The organism is Mesorhizobium sp. M1004 (genome assembly GCF_040318795.1).
Classification (GTDB): domain Bacteria; phylum Pseudomonadota; class Alphaproteobacteria; order Rhizobiales; family Rhizobiaceae; genus Mesorhizobium.
Genome location: NZ_JAMYNB010000010.1, coordinates 178,290 through 195,887, shown reverse-complemented (window position 1 = coordinate 195,887; position 17,598 = coordinate 178,290). Strand labels below are relative to the sequence as shown.

Genomic DNA, 17,598 nt, shown 5'->3' with positions numbered 1-17,598 from the left:
GTGCATGTCGCCCAAAAGTGGGAACCGGTTTTGGGATAACGACTTGCACAAGGCCTAAGTAGGGAAACTATTCGGCAGCAGCAAGGCGGGCCGAACGCACGCCCTGAGACAGTCCGCTGACCAGGGTGGCGACGGCCTCGGCCGGGTCGGCGGTCTTCTCGCCCTTCGGTCCCAACACATTGGCGACCGCGTTGACGATCGCGGTGCCGACGACGACGCCATCGGCATTGGCGCCGATAATGCGCGCCTGCTCGGCGGTCTTGACGCCGAAGCCGACGCAGACCGGCAGATTGGTGTGGCCCTTGATGCGCTTGACCGCGGCGGCAACCTTGCCGGTGTCGGCCAAAGCCGAGCCGGTGATGCCGGTCATCGACACGTAATAGACGAAGCCCGACGTATTCTGCAGCACCTTGGGCAGGCGCTTGTCGTCGGTGGTCGGCGTTGCCAAGCGGATGAAGTTGATGCCGGCCTTCAGCGCCGGAATGCAGAGTTCTTCGTCCATCTCCGGTGGCAGGTCGACGACGATCAGCCCGTCAATGCCGCTGGCGATGGCGTCCTTGAGGAAGCGATCGACACCGTAGATGTAGATCGGGTTGTAGTAGCCCATCAGCACGATCGGCGTTTCATTGTCGGTGGCGCGGAAATCAGCCGCCGTCTTCAGCGTCTTGACCAGGGTCTGGCCACCTTTCAGCGCCCGCAGGCCAGCGGCCTGGATCGCCGGTCCATCGGCCATCGGATCGGAAAACGGCATGCCCATTTCAATGATGTCGGCGCCGGCCTTGGGCAGCGCCTTCATGATCGACAAAGCGGTGTCATAGTCGGGGTCGCCGCTCATGAAATAGGTGACGAGCGCCGGGCGGCCCTCGGCTTTCAGTTTTGCCATGCGGCGGTCGATGCGGGTCACCATGATCAGATCTCCATGCCCAGCATCGAGGCCACTGTGTGCACATCCTTGTCGCCGCGTCCCGACAGGTTGACGATGACGATCTGGTCCTTGTCCATATCAGGCACGATCTTCACCGCATGCGCGATGGCGTGGGCGGATTCCAGCGCCGGGATGATGCCTTCGACGCGCGTCGTCAGCTTGAAGGCTTCCAGCGCCTCGTCGTCGAGGATCGGCACATATTCGACGCGGCCGGAATCGCGCAGCCAGGAATGTTCGGGGCCGACGCCGGGATAGTCGAGGCCGGCTGAGATCGAATGGCCGTCGAGGATCTGGCCGTCGGCGTTCTGCAAGAGATAGGTGCGGTTGCCGTGCAGCACGCCGGGCGCGCCGGCATTCATCGAGGCGCAATGCTCGATGCCGTCAAGGCCGCGGCCGCCGGCTTCGATGCCGATGATGCGGACTTCTTTGTCATCCAGGAACGGATGGAACAGGCCGATGGCGTTCGAGCCGCCGCCGACAGCCGCGATGATGGTGTCGGGTAGCCGGCCTTCCTGTTCGAGGATCTGGGCGCGCGCCTCGATGCCGATCACCGACTGGAAGTCGCGCACCAGCTCCGGATAGGGATGCGGGCCGGCGGCAGTGCCGATCAGGTAATAAGTGTCCTCGACATTGGTGACCCAGTCGCGCAACGCTTCGTTCATGGCGTCCTTCAGCGTGCCGTGACCGGCGGTCACCGGCCGCACTTCGGCGCCGAGCAGCTTCATGCGGAAGACGTTGGGGCTTTGGCGGGCGACATCGGTGGCGCCCATATAAACGACGCAGGGAAAGCCGAAGCGCGCCGCGACCGTGGCCGCGGCAACGCCGTGCTGACCAGCGCCCGTCTCGGCGATGATGCGCTTCTTGCCCATGCGCTTGGCCAGCAGGATCTGGCCGAGGCAGTTGTTGATCTTGTGCGAACCGGTGTGGTTCAAATCCTCGCGCTTGAAGTAGACTTTGGCGCCGCCCCCGAGGCCCTTCGCCGAGGAAACCTCACGAAGGTGTTTTGTGAGCCCTTCGGCGAAATACAGCTTTGATGGCCGACCGGCATAATGGGTCGACAGGTCGGTCAGTTCGGCCTTGAAGTCCGGATCGTTCTTGACCTCGTTCCAGTGCCGTTCGAGGTCGAGGATCAGCGGCATCAGCGTCTCGGCCACGAAGCGGCCCCCGAAGATGCCGAACATGCCCTGTTCGTCGGGTCCCGTGCGGAAGGAATTGGGTGTCGCCGGCTTGTTCATCGCCGATCTCCTGGTCTTGGTTCTGAGCATGTCTTATCGGAAAACCGGTTCCCACTTCTCCGGAACATGCTCGGGTTCGAAAGAAGTGCCTCAGGCAGCGCGGTCGTCGCGCGCGGCCCTGACGGCCCGGAAGAACTGCTCGATCAGCGCCGGATCCTTGACGCCCGGGCCGCTTTCCACCCCCGACGAAATGTCTATCGCGGGCGGATTGGCTGATATCAGGGCGTCGCCGATATTGGCGGCGTTGAGCCCACCGGAAAGCATGTAATCGAGCCCGGCGTCAAGGCCGGCCAGGATGCGCCAGTCAAAGGCGACGCCATTGCCGCCCGGAAGTTGCGAGCCCTTTGGTGGCTTGGCATCGAACATGAAGCGATCGGCAACGCCGATGAACGGCTTTAGCCGCTCGAGATCGGCTACCTCACTGACGGAGAACACCTTCATGACAGGCAGGCCGTAGCGAGCTTTCACCTCGGCCACCCGCTCGGGCGTCTCCGTGCCGTGCAACTGCAGCATGTCGGGGCGCATCTTTGCGACGATCTCATCCAGGAACGCGTCATCGGCATCGACCGTCACGGCGACCGCCCTGGCCTTGCCGATTGCCGCCTCGCGCAGGCGGCCGGCTGCCGCAGGCTCGACATAGCGCGGGCTTTTAGCAAAGAAGATGAAGCCGACATGGCTGGCGCCGCCGGCCAGGGCCGCGGCCATTGCCTCATCGGTCTTCAATCCACAGATCTTGATATCGAGCGCCATGGCGCGGGGCTTGGCACGAAACCGGCCAAGAGTCGAGAAAAAGCATGCTGTTTGCCGGCAACGCCAAAGGCGCTACCTATTGATGGGAGAAGCAAGGCGGAGCAGACGAATGGCCGACCAGAGCATAGCCGAACTCAGGCAGAAGATCGCGCAAGCGCGCGACGTCATCGCCCATCTGATGCAAAAGGCCGCCTTCGACGGGGCGGAAGCGCACCGGGTCCTGGATTATTTCGGCAGCGATGCGTTCGAGCAGAATTTCCTGCCATGGCCGCGCCATGGCGACGAAGGGCTGCGGCCTGAAGAGCTTAATGCGGCCAATGATGATTGAGCGCGCCGCCGGCGAAGGCTAATCGAACACAATCGCCTGCAATGCCCCACCATTCCGCTTCAGCCAGTCCTTGCAGCGGTCGGTGTCGGGGCAGAGCTGCTCGCACAGTTTCCAGAATTTCGGGCCGTGGTTCATCTCCTTGAGATGCGCCACCTCATGCGCGACCAAGTAGTTTATCACCGGCGTCGGCGCCATCATGATGCGCCATGAGAAGGACAAATTGCCGTCGGAAGTGCAGGAGCCCCAGCGGCTCGACGTGTCCTTGAAGCGGATAGCCTTGGCGCGCTTGCCGATGGCCTCGGTATGCTTGACCACCAGCTTCTCGATGTCCTTCTTGGCCTCGCGCCTGAGGAAATCGGCGATGCGGCGCGGCAAATGTATGCGCTCGCCATGGACGATCAGCAGCGGACCGCGCTCGTCGCGCGACACGGTGACGGTGCCGCGTTTCGACGGTTCGTGGACGATGCGATGCGCGACGCCGCGTATCGGGATCTTGATGCCGGGGCGCACTTGCGGCCGTGTCGGTACCTTGGCCAGACGCTGCTCCAGCCAGCCCTGGTGGCGGTGAAGGAATTTCTCCACCTCGCCGCGGCGCAGGCCCGGCGGCACGGTGATGCGCAGCCCCTGGCCGCCCGAATCGATGCGCAGCGTCAGCCGCCGTGCGCGGGCGCTCTCGACGATCCTGAGCGGCAGTGTGCGGCCGGCAACGACGTGCTCTCGCTCTTCGACAGGCGAGGGTTTTGGTTTGGTCAGGTTGCGGAAAAAGCCGAAGGACATGGCTGAACGATACGCGATTCGAGGAAAACGACCAGAACAAAAAAGAAACGGCGCCGCTCGCGCGACGCCGTCCATCATGCCAAGGCCTGTCTTAGAGCGCCGCGCGTCTCTGACGCGCAAAGGACGCTGTAGCACTCTAATTCGGCGCATGAACCTTTCCGAAAATCGGTTTCGATTTTCGGGGTCATGCGCGCAGCCTCAGTCGTCAAGCAGGTTCGGGCCCTTGCGCTTGGGCGTCGCGGGCTTGGCCGTTTCGGCCGAGCCTGTCTTCGCAGGCGCTGTCGACTTGTTGCGGTTGGCCATGAAGCGGTCGAACTCGTCCTGGTCCTTGGCGCGGCGCAATTCGCGGGCGTACTCATCGAACTCGCTCAGCATCTCGTCGAGCTTGCGACGCTCTTCGGCGAGGCGTTCGAGTTCCTTCTCGCGCCAGTCGTCGAAAGCGACATTGCCGGTGCGAGCCGAACCGTGGCCCCAGCGCGCGGCCTTGTCGGAACCGCGGCGGCAGCCGGCGAAGATGCCGTCCGTGGCGCGGTTGACGTCGCGCTTGAAGCCGTCAAGCCGGTCGCCCCAGATGATGTAGGCGAGCATGGCGAAGCCAAGCGGCCAGAACACCATGAAGCCGATCACCATCAGCGCGATGGTCGCCGGCGTCCAGGCCGGGCGGATCAATGCGGATGTGTTCATTTTCTCCCATTCCTTCGGTTGGAGACAGCCAAGAGCGGCTGCGTGGATTCGAAATGGGATGAGAAAAACGGCGATTCAAGACAACGCCCGCCAAAACCGGACAACAGCCTGAAATGATTATTGCTTTTTGAGCGCTTCGAGGAAAAGCACGACCAGGCCGGCGACCAGGCCCCAGAAGGCGGCGCCAACGCCGAACAAAGTCAGCCCCGACGCGGTGACAACGAAGGTGACCGTGGCGGCCATGCGCTGGTCCTCGTCCTTGAGGGCGATCGACAGCGCGTTGGCGAGCGATCCCATCAGCGCCAGGCCGGCTACCAGAACGATCAGGCTCTGCGGCAGGACGGCGAAGATCGCCACCAGCGAGGCGCCGAAAACCGCGAAGATCAGATAGGCAAGTGCATAGAAGGGTCCGGTCTTCCAGCGCTCGGCCGGGTCGGGATGGACGTCCGGCCCGGTGCAGATCGCCGCAGAGATCGCGGCCAGATTGGTGGTCGAGCCGCCAAACGGCGCCGACAGCAGCGAGAACAGGCCGGTGACGCCGATCAGCGGGCCGGGTTCGGGGTGATAGCCGGCGGCGCGCAAGACGGCGAGACCCGACAGGTTCTGCGACGCCATGGTGACGAGGTAGAGCGGCAGCGCCAGGCCGATGACAGCTGCGGCGCTGAAATGCGGGGCAATCAGCGTCAGCGTCGACAGTTCCGGCGCCGGCAGTCCGCCGACGCGGCCTGTCAGGAATGCGGCGATGCCGCCGCCGATCAGCACCGCCAGCACCGACAGCGCCGGGTTGAACAGGCGAATGACGAAGAAGGCCGCGATCAGCGGCAGGATCAGCCAGGGGTCGACCGGAATGGTCTTGACGGCATTGAGCGCGAAGGTGACGACGATGCCCGCCAGCATGCCGGACGCGACTGACGCCGGTATCCTTGATATCAGCTGGGTCAGCGGCTTGAACAGGCCGGTGGCGATCAACATCAAGCTGGTGACGATGAAGGCGCCGACCGCATCAGCCATGGTAAACCCGCTCGATGCCGCCATCAGCGCCAGGCCCGGTGTCGACCAGGCGGTGATGATGGGTATTTTCGTGCGCCAGGACAGCCACAAGCATTCGATCGCCATCGCCACGCACACTGCCGTCACCCAGCTCGCGGTCTCGGCTTGCGTGGCGCCAACCGCCTTGGCGGCGGCAATGACGACGGCCAGCGTGCCGCCGAAGCCGACGATTGCCGCGACAAAGGCGGATATCGGGATGGAAATGCGCATTCTCGCCTACCCCGCCCGCTGAACCATGTCGCCCACCGCCCTCAGCAGCATGTCGAGATCCTGCGGCCGCGACAGGCGGTGGTCGCCGTCGGGAATGAGCGACAAGGTGACGTCGTCGGCCGGCAGCAGCGAGACCAGCTTCAGCGCATGGCTTGCCGGCACGTCGGCGTCGGCCAGACCCTGCAGGATGTGGACGGGGCAATGGGTATCGATCGGCCCGGTCATGACCCGGTTCGCCCTGCCGTCCTCGATCAGCGCGCTTGTGTAGATGTAAGGCTCGGCGGAATAGTCCGAAGGTTCTTCGAAAAAGCCTTTCTCCCGGAGGTCGCGCCTCTGTTCCTCCGTCAGAGCCGGCTCGACCAGCTCGGCGGTGAAATCCGGCGCCGGCGCGAGCAGCACCAGGCCAACCACATTGCTGTCGCCCGTCTTACGCAGCTCCTGCACCATGCGCAGCGCGATCCAGGCGCCCATCGACGAGCCGACCAGGATTTGCTTGCCCTCGGTGAAATGCCGGAAGGCGGCGAGGCTCTCGCCAAGCCATTTCGAAATGGTACCGTCGGCAAAGGCGCCGCCGGATTCGCCATGGCCGGAATAGTCGTGGCGCAGATATGCGCGGCCTTCCCTGGCCGCCCAATCCGACAGCGTCTGCGCCTTCGTGCCCAGCATGTCGGATTTGTAGCCGCCGAGCCAGACGACGCCGGGCGTTGCGCCCGAGGAATGGCGAACCGCGATATCGATGCCGTCGACATCCAGCAGGGTTAGGGCGGTCGCGGTCATGGCTGTGGATCAATCCTGGTTCTGGGGGCCTGATTGTGGGAGCCTGATTTTTACTCGCCGGTCTTTTGACACAGGCACAGGCGAGGCGGAAAGTGCTCGCGACATCCTTTGTTTGGTGCAGGCCTGCGATCAGGGTGATTTTCTGTCAGCGCTGTGCTATTGACTCCGCCCGCGCGCTCACCACATTGGCGCGTCCTGAACATTTCTAGATTGAAACCCTGAACGAAACGGCCAAGGAGACCACGACCATTCGCAGACCTTTCAAAGCAGCGGCGCCCACCAAAGATGGCCCGCGCTCCAACCGTGATATCCGGGTTCCCCGGGTCCAGCTGATCGACGCCGATGGCCAGAACCGCGGCGATATTTCCATCAACGACGCATTGCTGCTCGCCGAAGAGGCAGGGCTCGATCTGGTCGAGATCTCGCCCAATGCGGTGCCGCCTGTCGTCAAAATTCTCGATCTCGGCAAATTGAAATACGCCAACCAGAAGAAGGCGGCCGAGGCGCGCAAGAACCAGAAGGTCATCGAGATCAAGGAGATCAAGATGCGCCCGAACATCGACAGCCATGACTACGAAACCAAGATGAAGGCCGTGCGGCGCTTCTTCGAGGAAGGTGACAAGGTCAAGCTGACGCTGCGCTTCCGCGGCCGCGAGATGGCGCATATGGAACTCGGCATGCAGCTCCTGAACAAGGTGCGCGAGGAGACGGCTACCATCGCCAAGGTCGAAGCCGAGCCGAAGCTGGAAGGCCGCCAGATGATGATGGTGCTGGCCCCGCGCTAGATCAGTTCGGGCGTTGCGCTCTAAATCCGCCTGAATCCTGTCTCATGGCGTCCCGGCGATCGGCGGGACGCCGATTCTCCTGTCCAGACGCCGCGATCGCCGGCAAAGCTTCTCGACGATCGGATTCCCGACATGGCCAATGAAATCAACCCTGCGCCCATCAAGGAGCTGGGCGGCTACCAGCACATGCGCCGGATGGTGCTTGCGGTGCTGGTGGTGGTGCTGTTTGCGGCACTGCTGTTCGGCCAGTCGACCTTCCCGCCCGATACCCCGGTGCATGAAACGATCGAGATGGTCGGCGTGCTGCTGATCTTCCTTGGCGTCGTCGGCCGCTTGTGGTCGACACTCTATATCGGCGGGCGCAAATCCTCCGAAGTGGTCACCGGCGGCCCCTATTCGATCACCCGCAATCCGCTCTACGTGTTCTCGACCGTTGCCGCCGCCGGCGTCGGGGCGCAGATCGGCTCGTTCTCCGGCATCGTCCTGTTTGCGCTTTTGTGCGCCGGCGCCTTCCACATCGTCATCCTGCGCGAGGAACGGTATCTCAAGGAGGTTCTCGGCGCGCCCTATACAGCCTATCTGGCGCGGGTGCCGCGTTTCTTCCCCCAGCTGTCGCTCTACCAGGAAGGCGACACCGGCAGCTTCAAGCCGCGCCTCTTGCTGACCACCTTGCTCGACGGGCTGGTGTTTCTGGTGGCGTTGCCGGTGTTCGAGACCATCGATGGCGCCCAGCAATCGGGCATTCTGCCGGTGCTGTTTAGGCTGCCCTGATCGCGGAGAGAGCGTCGCAGCCGCTCGGGTGTTGCGCGCCAGCCCGCTTTGACGTATAGGACCGCCGTTCCAAGAAAACCGCCCGGCAGGGCATGCCGTGGCGGTTTCATTTGCTTTTCGGGCTTTGGTCCGCCCGAAGCGAACAAGAAGCGCGATTGTGCGCCACCAATACGGAGTAGCAAAATGCCCAAGATGAAGACCAAATCGGCCGCCAAGAAGCGGTTCAAGATCACAGGTACGGGTAAAGTCCTGTCGGCTGCGGCCGGCAAGCGTCACGGCATGATCAAGCGTTCCAACAAGTTCATTCGAAATGCCCGCGGCACGATGGTTCTGGCTGAACCGGATGGCAAGAAGGTCATCAAGAATTTTCTGCCGAACGGCCTCTGAGCATTCGGTTTCAGGAACAGCGTTTAAGGAGATCATGACATGGCACGCGTAAAAAGAGGCGTCACCTCGCACGCCAAGCACAAGAAGGTCCTGAAAGCCGCGAAAGGCTTCTACGGCCGCCGCAAGAACACCATTCGCATCGCCAAGCAGGCGGTCGAAAAGTCGATGCAGTATGCGTATCGCGACCGCAAGAACCGCAAGCGCTCGTTCCGCGCGCTGTGGATCCAGCGCATCAACGCCGCGACGCACGAGCATGGCCTGACCTATGGCCGCTTCATCGACGGCCTCAACAAGTCCGGTATCGAGATCGATCGCAAGATCCTGTCCGACATGGCCATCCATGAACCGCAGGCGTTCGCCGCACTCGTGGCCAAGGCCAAGGTCGCGCTCGAATATCTGAAGAACACCACCCCGAATGCTTTTGAAAGCGCTGTCGCCTAAGACCAGCGCTTCCCAGCATTCGCAATTCTGATTGGGGAACCCGCGCTGGCACGGCTGGCGCGGGTTTTTCTTATGGCTGAACTTTCAACTTGAAAGTGACTTTCACCTCAAAGTTGACTCCCAACACAGCGAGTTTGACCGTGAACGACATAGCTACCGGCTTGGATACTCTCGAAAACTCCCTGATGGCCGACGTCGCGTCGGCCGCCGATGAGGCTGCTATCGAAGCCGTGCGCGTCGCGGCTCTCGGCAAAAAGGGGTCGATCTCGGAATTGCTGAAGACACTGGGCGCGATGAGCGCCGAGGAGCGCCAGGTCAAGGGCCCCGCGATCAACGGCCTGAAGAACCGCGTCACCGAAGCGCTGACGACACGCAAGGTCGAGCTGAAGGATGTGGCGGTCACGGCGCGCCTTGCCGCCGAGACGGTCGACGTGACGCTGCCGGTGCGGCAATCGCCGGCCGAGCGCGGCCGCATCCATCCGATCAGCCAGGTCATCGACGAGATCGCGGCGATCTTCGGCGATCTCGGCTTTGCCATCGCAGAAGGTCCCGATGTCGAGAGCGACTATTACAATTTCACCGCGCTGAATTTCCCCGAAGGGCATCCGGCGCGCGAGATGCACGATACCTTCTTTTTCCAGCCGGACGAAAAGGGCGAGCGCAAGCTGTTGCGCACGCACACCTCGCCGGTACAGATCCGCACCATGGAGAAGCAGAAGCCGCCGATCCGCATCGTCATTCCCGGCAAGACCTACCGGCAGGATTCCGACGCTACCCACTCGCCGATGTTCCATCAGGTCGAGGGGCTGGTGATCGACAAATCGGCCAATGTCGCCAACATGAAGTGGGTGCTGGAAGAATTCTGCAAGGCTTTCTTCGAGGTGCCGCAGGTCAAGATGCGCTTCCGGCCGTCCTTTTTCCCGTTCACCGAGCCCAGCCTCGAGGTCGACATCCAGTGCGACCGCTCGCGGCCCGGCGAAGTGCGATTCGGCGAAGGCTCCGACTGGATGGAGATCCTCGGCTGCGGCATGGTCCACCCCAATGTGCTGCGCGCCGGCGGGCTCGATCCCGACGAATATCAGGGCTTTGCCTGGGGCATGGGCATCGACCGCATCGCCATGCTGAAATACGGCATGCCGGACCTGCGCGCCTTCTTTGACGCCGATGTGCGCTGGCTGTCGCATTACGGTTTCAGGCCGCTCGACATGCCGACGCTGTTCGGAGGTCTTTCCGCATGACGGCGCCGCACACGGGTGGCTGCCGCTGCGGCGCGGTACGGTTCGAGGCATCAGTCGAACCGCACCATATCAGCTATTGCCATTGCGGCGATTGCCGGCGCGCCAGCGGCGCGCCGGTGTCGGCCTTTGTCGGCTTCCTGACCGAGCAGGTGGCTTTCACCGGCAAGGCGCTGAAGATGTACGAGAACGGGCCGGTGACGCGCTCGTTCTGCGGCATTTGCGGCTCGCCTATCGCCTATGTCGACGAGCGGCTGGAAGACCACATCTATTTCATGCTGGGCGCCATGGACATGCCGGCCTATTTCCGGCCGACGCACCATGCCTATGTGCGCGAGCAGCTGCCCTTCGTGCATATGCCCGACGACTTGCCGCGCCATTTGAAGACAAGCGTACCCAGACCCGATGGACAAGGTCCGGGCGGGTACAGACAAAACGGAACATAGTGATGAAACTCACCCTTTCCTGGCTCAAGGATCATCTCGACACCGACGCCACGCTCGACGAGATCGTCGAGAGGCTGACCTCGATCGGCCTCGAAGTCGAGCATGTCGACGACAAGGCCGGCCTGAAGCCGTTCGTCATCGCCAAGGTGCTGACGGCGGTGCAGCATCCCGACGCCGACCGGCTGCGGGTGCTGACCGTCGACACCGGCAATGGCGCAGCCCCTGTCCAGGTGGTGTGCGGTGCGCCGAATGCCCGCGCCGGCTTGATCGGCGCCTTCGCCGCGCCCGGCGCCTATGTGCCCGGTATCGACGTGACGCTGACCGTCGGCAAGATCCGGGGCGTCGAGAGCCATGGCATGATGTGTTCCGAGCGCGAGCTGGAGCTGTCGGATGAGCACAATGGCATTATCGACCTGCCGGCCGATGCGCCTGTCGGCACCAGCTTCGCGGCTTACGCGCATCTCGACGATCCGGTGATCGAGATCAATCTGACGCCGAACCGGCCGGATGCGACCAGCATTTACGGCGTCGCCCGGGACCTGGCGGCAAGCGGGCTTGGCCGGCTCAAGACCGCGCCGGTCGAAGCGGTCCTTGGCAAAGGTGAAACGCCGGTCAAGGTGACCATCGAGGCGCCGGAGCTCTGCCCCGGTTTCGCGCTGCGCCTGGTGAAAGGCGTGAAGAACGGGCCGTCGCCGAAATGGCTGCAGCAAAGGCTGATCGCCATCGGCTTGCGCCCGATCAGCGCGCTGGTCGACATCACCAACTACGTCACCTTCGACCGTGGCCGGCCGCTGCATGTGTTCGATGCCAAGAAGGTCGCCGGCAATCTCGTCGTGCGCCGCGCACGCGACGGCGAGAAGGTGCTGGCGCTTGACGGGCGCGAATACACGCTGACGCCGCAGATGTGCGTGATCGCCGGCGACAATGGCGTCGAATCGATCGCCGGTGTCATGGGCGGCGAGCATTCCGGCTGCGACGAGAACACCACGGACGTGCTGATCGAATCCGCTCTTTGGGATCCGATCACCACGGCCCGCACCGGCCGTACGCTCGGCATCATCACCGATGCCCGTTACCGTTTCGAGCGTGGCGTCGACCCGGAATTCATTGTGCCCGGCGTCGAGCTGGCGACAAAGCTGGTGCTGGAGTTCTGCGGCGGAGAGCCGACCGAGACGGAGGTGGTCGGCTATGCCGGCTACAAGCCGAAGATCGTTTCCTTCCCGATCTCGGAAGTGAAGCGGCTGACCGGCATCGAGGTGCCGAAGGCGGAAAGCCTCGACATCCTGACCCGCCTCGGCTTCAAGCCGTCAGGCTCGGGCGACGTCGTCGATGTCGCTGTGCCGTCCTGGCGTCCTGACATCGACGGCAAGGCCGACCTGGTCGAGGAAGTGATGCGCATCCACGGCGTCGACAACATCGCGCCGCAGCCGCTCGGCGCGCATGACGCGGTCAACTCCAAGATACTGACGACGCTGCAGGTTCGCACCCGCACTGCCAAGCGCTCGCTCGCCGTGCGGGGCATGCTGGAGGTTCTCACCTGGTCGTTCATCCCGGCCAAACACGCCGAACTGTTCGGCGGCGGCCAGACGGCGCTGAAGCTCGCTAATCCGATTGCAGCCGACATGTCCGATATGCGGCCCTCGTTGTTGCCCGGCCTGATCGTCGCCGCGCAGCGCAATGCCGACAAGGGCATCGGCGATGTCGCGCTGTTCGAGGTCTCCGGTACCTATGAGGGCGACGGCCCCGACCAGCAGCGGCGCGTTGCCGCCGGTGTGCGCCGCGGCACCGCCAAGCTCGACGGTTCCGGCCGCAGTTGGGCCGGCAATTCCGGTCCGGTCGGCGTGTTCGACGCCAAAGCCGACGCGATTGCAGCGCTGGAAGCCTGCGGCGCGCCGGTCGACAGGCTGCAGATCGAGCCAGGCGGTCCGGCCTGGTATCATCCCGGCCGCTCCGGCACGATCAAGCTCGGCCCGAAGACAGTGCTCGGCACCTTCGGCGAGTTCCACCCGAAGACGCTGGAGGGGTTGGACGTTTCCGGACCGATCTGCGGTTTCGAGGTCTATATCGACGCCGTGCCCGAGCCGAAGGCCAAGCCGACGAAAACCAAGCCAAAGCTGGAGCTGTCCGCCTTCCAGGCGGTGAAGCGCGACTTTGCTTTCGTCGTCGACAAGACGGTGGAGGCCGGCGCGCTGGTGCGCGCGGCGCTCGCCGCCGACAAGAAGCTGGTCACCGGCGTTTCGGTGTTCGATGTGTTCGAGGGGGCATCTCTCGGGACCGCCAAGAAGTCGATTGCCATCGAAGTATCTATCCAGCCGGTTGAAAAGACGCTCACCGACGAGGATTTCGAGGCGCTGGCCAAGCGCATCGTCGACAATGTTGGCAAGCAAACGGGCGGCATGCTGAGAACGTAGAGCGGCTAACGCCGCCCTACGTATTTCGACTTCACGCAATTCTTAGGGAAAGCGCGTCTTAGGGAAAGCGCGGCGCGCTTTCCCAGTAAAACCGCTACACACTTTTCCTGGAATTGCTTCTGAGGATTGCCGGCAGTTGCGAATCGCTCTCCAAAGGGCGATGGACCATCTGCGCTATTCCGGTCTGCCGTTCGAAGCCCAGCGCGAAGCGTTTCTCGCCATGGTGTTGGCGGATGCGCTCGTCAGCGACGCGCTGGAGCGGGCCCGCACGCTGGCGTTGCCGGACTGGCTGGTGGTGTTGGCGCGCTCTACAACAGCGTCTGGAACCACCTGACCGGCAAGGCGCCGGGCTACGGCATCAAGGATGTCGATCTCTTCTACTTCGATGACAGCGACCTGTCCTACGAGGCCGAGGACGCGGTCATCCGTCGAGCCGCGCAGCATTTCGAGGGGCTGGCTCTGCCGGCCGAGGTGCGCAACCAGGCACGGGTGCATCTGTGGTATCCGCAGAAATTCGGCCAGCCCTGCCCGCGCTATACGAGTTCCAGCGAGTCGGTGAGCTATTTTGCTTCGAAGACGCATGCGGTCGGGGTGCGATACGATGCCGATGGGCAGCTTGAGGTCGTGGCGCCGTTCGGGCTGGATGACCTCTTCGCGTTTCGCATCACGCCCAACCGGCTGATGGATAACAGGCGCACGCATGAGGCCAAGGGGGCGAGGGCGAAGGCGTGCTGGCCGGAGATTACGGTGGTGCCGTGGTGAGACTTACCCTCCCCGTTGTGGGGAGGGTCGGCTCGCTGTCGCAGCGAGGCGGAGACAGAGAGACGGGGTGGGGGTGCGCCTCACGAGGACCCCCCCCCCCCGCCCCGGGGGGTCGGCGGGCGGCCCCCCCGCGCGGGGGGGGGGGGGCCGCGCCTCACGAGGACCCCCACCCCGATCCGCTTCGCGGATCGACCCTCCCCACAAGGGGGAGGGTAAAGGCACTCACCCATTCACCAGCGCCAACAGCTCCTCCGTATAACGCTTGCCAACCACCTTGTCCGGCGACAGCGCATCGCCGATCGCCGCGACCTCAGCCGCGCTCAGCTCGATCCCGACCGCCGCCGTGTTCTGCTCGAGATGGCGTATCTTTCTTGCGCCGGGGATCGGCACGATGAAGTCGCCCTGGTGCAGCACCCAGGCCAGCGCCAGCTGGGCCGAGGTGACGCCTTTTTCCACCGCCAGCTTTTCCAGCGTCGCAACGACCTTGGCGTTTGCCGCCATGGCGTCGGCCTGGAAACGCGGCAAGGTGCGGCGCCAATCGTCGTCGCTGAGGGCCTCGGGCTTGGCGATGGTGCCGGTGAGCAGGCCGCGACCGAGCGGGCTGTAGGGGACGAAGCCGATGCCGAGTTCGCGGCAGACATCGAACACTTCGTCTTCGGGGTCGCGGCTCCAAAGCGAGTACTCACTCTGCACGGCAGCGATCGGATGCACGGCGTGCGCCCGGCGGATGGTGGTGGCACTGACCTCCGACAGGCCCAGCGCCCGCACCTTGCCGTCGCGCACCAGTTCCGCCATGGCGCCGACCGTGTCCTCGATCGGCACGCCGGGATCGACGCGGTGCTGGTAGTAGAGGTCGATGACATCGGTATCGAGCCGTTTCAGCGAGGCTTCCGCCACCGCCTTGACGTGCTCCGGGCGGCTGTCGACGCCGACCATGCGTTCGAGGCCTGAGCCTTCCTCGGAGATCTTGAAGCCGAATTTGGTGGCGATCGTCACCTTGTCGCGCACCGGCTTCAACGCCTTGCCGAGAAGGATCTCGTTCTCAAAGGGACCATAGACTTCGGCGGTATCGAAAAACGTCACGCCGATCTCGACAGCGCGGCGCAGCGTGGCGATTGCGTCAACCTCTGCCTGACCGCCATAGGCGAAGCTCATGCCCATGCAGCCGAGGCCGACGGGGAAGACTTCGAGTTCAGTACCAAGTTTGCGGGTTTTCATGGCGCGTCTCCTTGTTGCGATGAAAGGGAGATAGCGCCTGGCTTTACGTTCGATAATCGGCTGTCATTCGCACGGGCTGTTCTATAAAATAGAGCAATGAACCGAGCGCATCTTTCTCAACTGGCTGTACTGGCAACAGTCGCCCAATGCGGCAGTTTTCGTGGCGCGGCGCGCGAACTGGCCATCGCGCCCTCGGCAGTGAGCCATGCCGTGTCCAGCCTGGAGGCGCGGCTCGGCGTGCGGCTTTTGGCGCGCAGCACCCGCAGCGTAGCGCCAACGGAAGAGGGCGCGCAGTTGCTCGAACGGCTGCGGCCGGCGCTGTCCGAGATCGATCTGGCGCTGGAAACGGCGATTGAGGCGCGCGACCGGCCGGCCGGCAACCTGCGGCTGACCGTGCCGCGCACCGCGGCCCACCTGGCATTGACGCCCAGGCTCGGCGGCTTTGCCGGGGCCTATCCTGACATCGTGCTGGAAATCGTCATCGAGGATCGCTTCACCGACGTCGTCGAAGGCGGCTTCGATGCCGGCGTGCGGCTCGGTGAGAGCCTGCAGCGCGACATGATCGCGGTGCGCATCGGACCGGACCTTCGCGGCGCCGTGGTCGGCGCGCCATCCTATTTCGCGACCATGCCAAGACCCCGTCATCCGCGCGATCTTGCCGACCACCGCTGCATCCGCTTCCGTTTTTCCAGCGGCATTCTTTACCGCTGGGAATTCGAGAAGGATGGCGAAGAGATCGAGATCGCGGCGCAAGGGCCGCTGATCCTCGACGAAGACCATCTGATCGCCCAGGCAGCGGTCGACGGCGCAGGGCTCGCCTTCGTCTTCGACGATTATGTGCGCGCGCCGCTCGCCGACGGTCGCTTGATCCGCGTGCTGGAAGACTGGTGTCCGCCCTTCGACGGTTTCTTCGTCTACTACCCCAGCCGCCGCCAGATGCGCCCGGCGCTGCGGGCGTTTGTGGATTTCTTCAAGGTCGGTGCTTAGCCACCTCCCCCTGGTGGGGAGGGTCGATCCGCGTAGCGGATCGGGGTGGGAGTCTTCGTAGGGCGCTACCCCCCCACCCCGTCGCTTCGCGCCGACCCTCCCCACAAGGGGGAGGGTGGAAGAAAGCCCAGCTGCCATTCGTTCACCAGCCATGCCGGCATTCATCACCAACAACTCAACCCGCTACGGCTGGGCGGCGATCGTCCTCCACTGGCTGATCGGCATCCTGTTCATCGGCCAGTTCATGCTCGGCTTCATCATGGTGCGGTTGACCAGCCAGCGCACCGCCTTCGAGCTGATCCAGCTGCACAAATCCTTCGGCTTCCTGCTGCTCGGCCTCCTCATCCTGCGCATTGCCTGGCGGCTCGGCAATGCGGCCCCGGCCTTGCCGGCCTCGGTCGGAGGCCTGGAGCGTCGGACGGCGCCGCTGGCGCATCTGGCACTTTATGGCTTCCAGCTCGCGCTGCCGCTGTCCGGCTGGGCACTGGTTTCGGTGTCGATGCTGGAGATCCCCAGCATGCCGTTCAACCTTTTCGTGATGCCGAACCTGCCGCTCGGCGTGTCCGATGCGGCGGAAAACTTCTGGGCGGTAGCACACTGGTATCTCGCCTATGCCGGCATTGCCTTGGTTGCGCTGCATGCGCTGGCGGCGCTGCGGCATCATTTCTGGCTGCGCGACGGCGTGCTCACGCGCATGATCACGCCTTCGTCAGATCAGGACATGGAATAGCGCGCGCCGCGCATTCGTTCATTGGAGTGAGGGCGCAACACTTCGCCTGCCCCAGAAGGACAAAACCCATGTATGCGCGCATCTTCGGATTGGCGGCTGTTGCCGCTTGCCTTGCCATGCCTGTCTCCGCCGCTGTGGACCTCGGCGACGCTGCCGGCAGCTACACGGTCAACCCGGCCAGCTCCAGCATTCGCTTCTCCATCGGCAAGGTCGGTGGCGGCGGCCTCGACGGCGCCTTTGGCCGCTTCAAGGGCTCTATCCGCATCGACAACAGCGATGTCGGCCGTTCCGCGGTCAACTTCACCATCTATCCCGAAAGCGTCGGCACCGGCCAGGGCCGCATCGACGCCTTCCTGCGCTCCGATGCGGTGTTCGACGTGGCCAACAGCCCCGAAATCCAGTTCCGCTCGACCAGCGTAACCCGAACCAGCGACACCATGGCGCTGGTCAGCGGCCGGCTGACGGCGCGCGGCAAGACGTTTGCGGAAAAGTTCACTGCCGAGCTCGGCGGGCTGAAGGGCGGCGTCATTAAATTCCACGTCACCGGCAAGGTGCTGCGCTCCCGGTACGGCATGGATGTCGGCACGCCGATCTATTCGAATATCGTCAATTTCGACATGACGCTGACGGGCAAGCGAGGCTAGCAGGACCAGCGATCCGCATTGGCTTTTCCCGCAATTTCGGGCAAA

Annotated in this window: 19 protein-coding genes and 1 pseudogene; 12 read left to right on the top strand and 8 right to left on the bottom strand. The window is 63.8% G+C overall.

Annotation, left to right across the window (positions count from 1 at the left end; translation table 11 throughout):
• Window positions 1-67 precede the first annotated feature (67 nt).
• The 3 genes from trpA to NKH54_RS21560 form a co-directional block, all read right to left on the bottom strand.
• Complete coding sequence (trpA, locus tag NKH54_RS21570) at window positions 68-907, bottom strand: tryptophan synthase subunit alpha (protein ID WP_023693067.1); 840 nt, start codon at window positions 905-907, stop codon at window positions 68-70.
• 2 nt (window positions 908-909) lie between these two features.
• A complete protein-coding gene (trpB, locus tag NKH54_RS21565; RefSeq protein ID WP_023681393.1) occupies window positions 910-2,160 on the bottom strand; it encodes a tryptophan synthase subunit beta in 1,251 nt (416 codons plus the stop codon).
• Between the two features lie 90 nt (window positions 2,161-2,250).
• A complete protein-coding gene (locus NKH54_RS21560) occupies window positions 2,251-2,910 on the bottom strand; it encodes a phosphoribosylanthranilate isomerase (protein WP_023681392.1) in 660 nt (219 codons plus the stop codon).
• Between the two features lie 109 nt (window positions 2,911-3,019).
• Between NKH54_RS21560 and NKH54_RS21555 the strand changes: the two genes are divergently transcribed.
• Window positions 3,020-3,238 carry a hypothetical protein gene (locus NKH54_RS21555; RefSeq protein WP_023672288.1) on the top strand — a complete coding sequence of 73 codons (219 nt, stop codon included), beginning with the start codon at window positions 3,020-3,022 and terminating at the stop codon, window positions 3,236-3,238.
• Between the two features lie 18 nt (window positions 3,239-3,256).
• Here NKH54_RS21555 and NKH54_RS21550 read toward each other — a convergent pair whose 3' ends face one another.
• From NKH54_RS21550 to NKH54_RS21535, 4 genes are all read right to left on the bottom strand, one after another.
• Window positions 3,257-4,015 (bottom strand): M48 family metallopeptidase, encoded by a 759-nt coding sequence (locus tag NKH54_RS21550; RefSeq protein ID WP_023681391.1) that lies wholly within the window; start codon window positions 4,013-4,015, stop codon window positions 3,257-3,259.
• 198 nt (window positions 4,016-4,213) lie between these two features.
• Window positions 4,214-4,699, bottom strand: a complete 486-nt coding sequence (locus NKH54_RS21545; RefSeq protein ID WP_023672286.1) for a DUF2852 domain-containing protein — start codon at window positions 4,697-4,699, stop codon at window positions 4,214-4,216.
• A gap of 117 nt (window positions 4,700-4,816) precedes the next feature.
• Window positions 4,817-5,959 (bottom strand): benzoate/H(+) symporter BenE family transporter, encoded by a 1,143-nt coding sequence (locus tag NKH54_RS21540; RefSeq protein WP_353028838.1) that lies wholly within the window; start codon window positions 5,957-5,959, stop codon window positions 4,817-4,819.
• Between the two features lie 6 nt (window positions 5,960-5,965).
• Window positions 5,966-6,736: an alpha/beta hydrolase gene (locus tag NKH54_RS21535; protein ID WP_352741942.1), complete on the bottom strand. Its 771-nt coding sequence runs from the start codon at window positions 6,734-6,736 to the stop codon at window positions 5,966-5,968.
• Between the two features lie 248 nt (window positions 6,737-6,984).
• Between NKH54_RS21535 and infC the strand changes: the two genes are divergently transcribed.
• The 8 genes and pseudogenes from infC (at window position 6,985) to NKH54_RS21495 (ending at window position 13,974) form a co-directional block, all read left to right on the top strand.
• Window positions 6,985-7,521 carry a translation initiation factor IF-3 gene (gene infC, locus NKH54_RS21530; RefSeq protein ID WP_023744911.1) on the top strand — a complete coding sequence of 179 codons (537 nt, stop codon included), beginning with the start codon at window positions 6,985-6,987 and terminating at the stop codon, window positions 7,519-7,521.
• 132 nt (window positions 7,522-7,653) lie between these two features.
• Entirely contained in the window at window positions 7,654-8,292 is a 639-nt protein-coding gene (locus NKH54_RS21525) for a methyltransferase family protein (protein ID WP_023681388.1), read from the top strand.
• Window positions 8,293-8,475: 183 nt separating this feature from the next.
• The gene (gene rpmI, locus NKH54_RS21520; RefSeq protein ID WP_006201248.1) at window positions 8,476-8,679 is read left to right on the top strand and encodes a 50S ribosomal protein L35; all 204 of its coding nucleotides are present in this window, start codon (window positions 8,476-8,478) and stop codon (window positions 8,677-8,679) included.
• Window positions 8,680-8,718: 39 nt separating this feature from the next.
• Entirely contained in the window at window positions 8,719-9,120 is a 402-nt protein-coding gene (gene rplT, locus NKH54_RS21515) for a 50S ribosomal protein L20 (protein ID WP_023672281.1), read from the top strand.
• Between the two features lie 185 nt (window positions 9,121-9,305).
• A complete protein-coding gene (pheS, locus tag NKH54_RS21510; protein WP_032885996.1) occupies window positions 9,306-10,358 on the top strand; it encodes a phenylalanine--tRNA ligase subunit alpha in 1,053 nt (350 codons plus the stop codon).
• On the top strand, window positions 10,355-10,801 hold the full coding sequence (locus NKH54_RS21505) for a GFA family protein (protein WP_023696009.1): 447 nt from the start codon (window positions 10,355-10,357) through the stop codon (window positions 10,799-10,801). Before pheS ends, NKH54_RS21505 begins: the two co-directional genes overlap by 4 nt.
• Window positions 10,802-10,803: 2 nt before the next feature.
• A complete protein-coding gene (gene pheT, locus NKH54_RS21500) occupies window positions 10,804-13,212 on the top strand; it encodes a phenylalanine--tRNA ligase subunit beta (RefSeq protein ID WP_353028837.1) in 2,409 nt (802 codons plus the stop codon).
• A gap of 160 nt (window positions 13,213-13,372) precedes the next feature.
• Window positions 13,373-13,974: pseudogene (locus NKH54_RS21495) on the top strand (nucleotidyltransferase family protein).
• 222 nt (window positions 13,975-14,196) lie between these two features.
• On the opposite strand, the gene NKH54_RS21490 reads toward NKH54_RS21495, so the two are convergent.
• Window positions 14,197-15,192 (bottom strand): aldo/keto reductase, encoded by a 996-nt coding sequence (locus NKH54_RS21490; RefSeq protein WP_353028836.1) that lies wholly within the window; start codon window positions 15,190-15,192, stop codon window positions 14,197-14,199.
• Window positions 15,193-15,288: 96 nt separating this feature from the next.
• On the opposite strand from NKH54_RS21490, the gene NKH54_RS21485 reads away from it, so the two are divergent.
• The 3 genes from NKH54_RS21485 (at window position 15,289) to NKH54_RS21475 (ending at window position 17,553) form a co-directional block, all read left to right on the top strand.
• Window positions 15,289-16,179 carry a LysR family transcriptional regulator gene (locus NKH54_RS21485; protein WP_353028835.1) on the top strand — a complete coding sequence of 297 codons (891 nt, stop codon included), beginning with the start codon at window positions 15,289-15,291 and terminating at the stop codon, window positions 16,177-16,179.
• A gap of 151 nt (window positions 16,180-16,330) precedes the next feature.
• On the top strand, window positions 16,331-16,909 hold the full coding sequence (locus NKH54_RS21480) for a cytochrome b (protein ID WP_353028834.1): 579 nt from the start codon (window positions 16,331-16,333) through the stop codon (window positions 16,907-16,909).
• 68 nt (window positions 16,910-16,977) lie between these two features.
• Window positions 16,978-17,553, top strand: coding sequence for a YceI family protein (locus NKH54_RS21475; RefSeq protein WP_353028833.1), 576 nt, complete (start codon window positions 16,978-16,980; stop codon window positions 17,551-17,553).
• The last annotated feature ends 45 nt before the right edge of the window (window positions 17,554-17,598 follow it).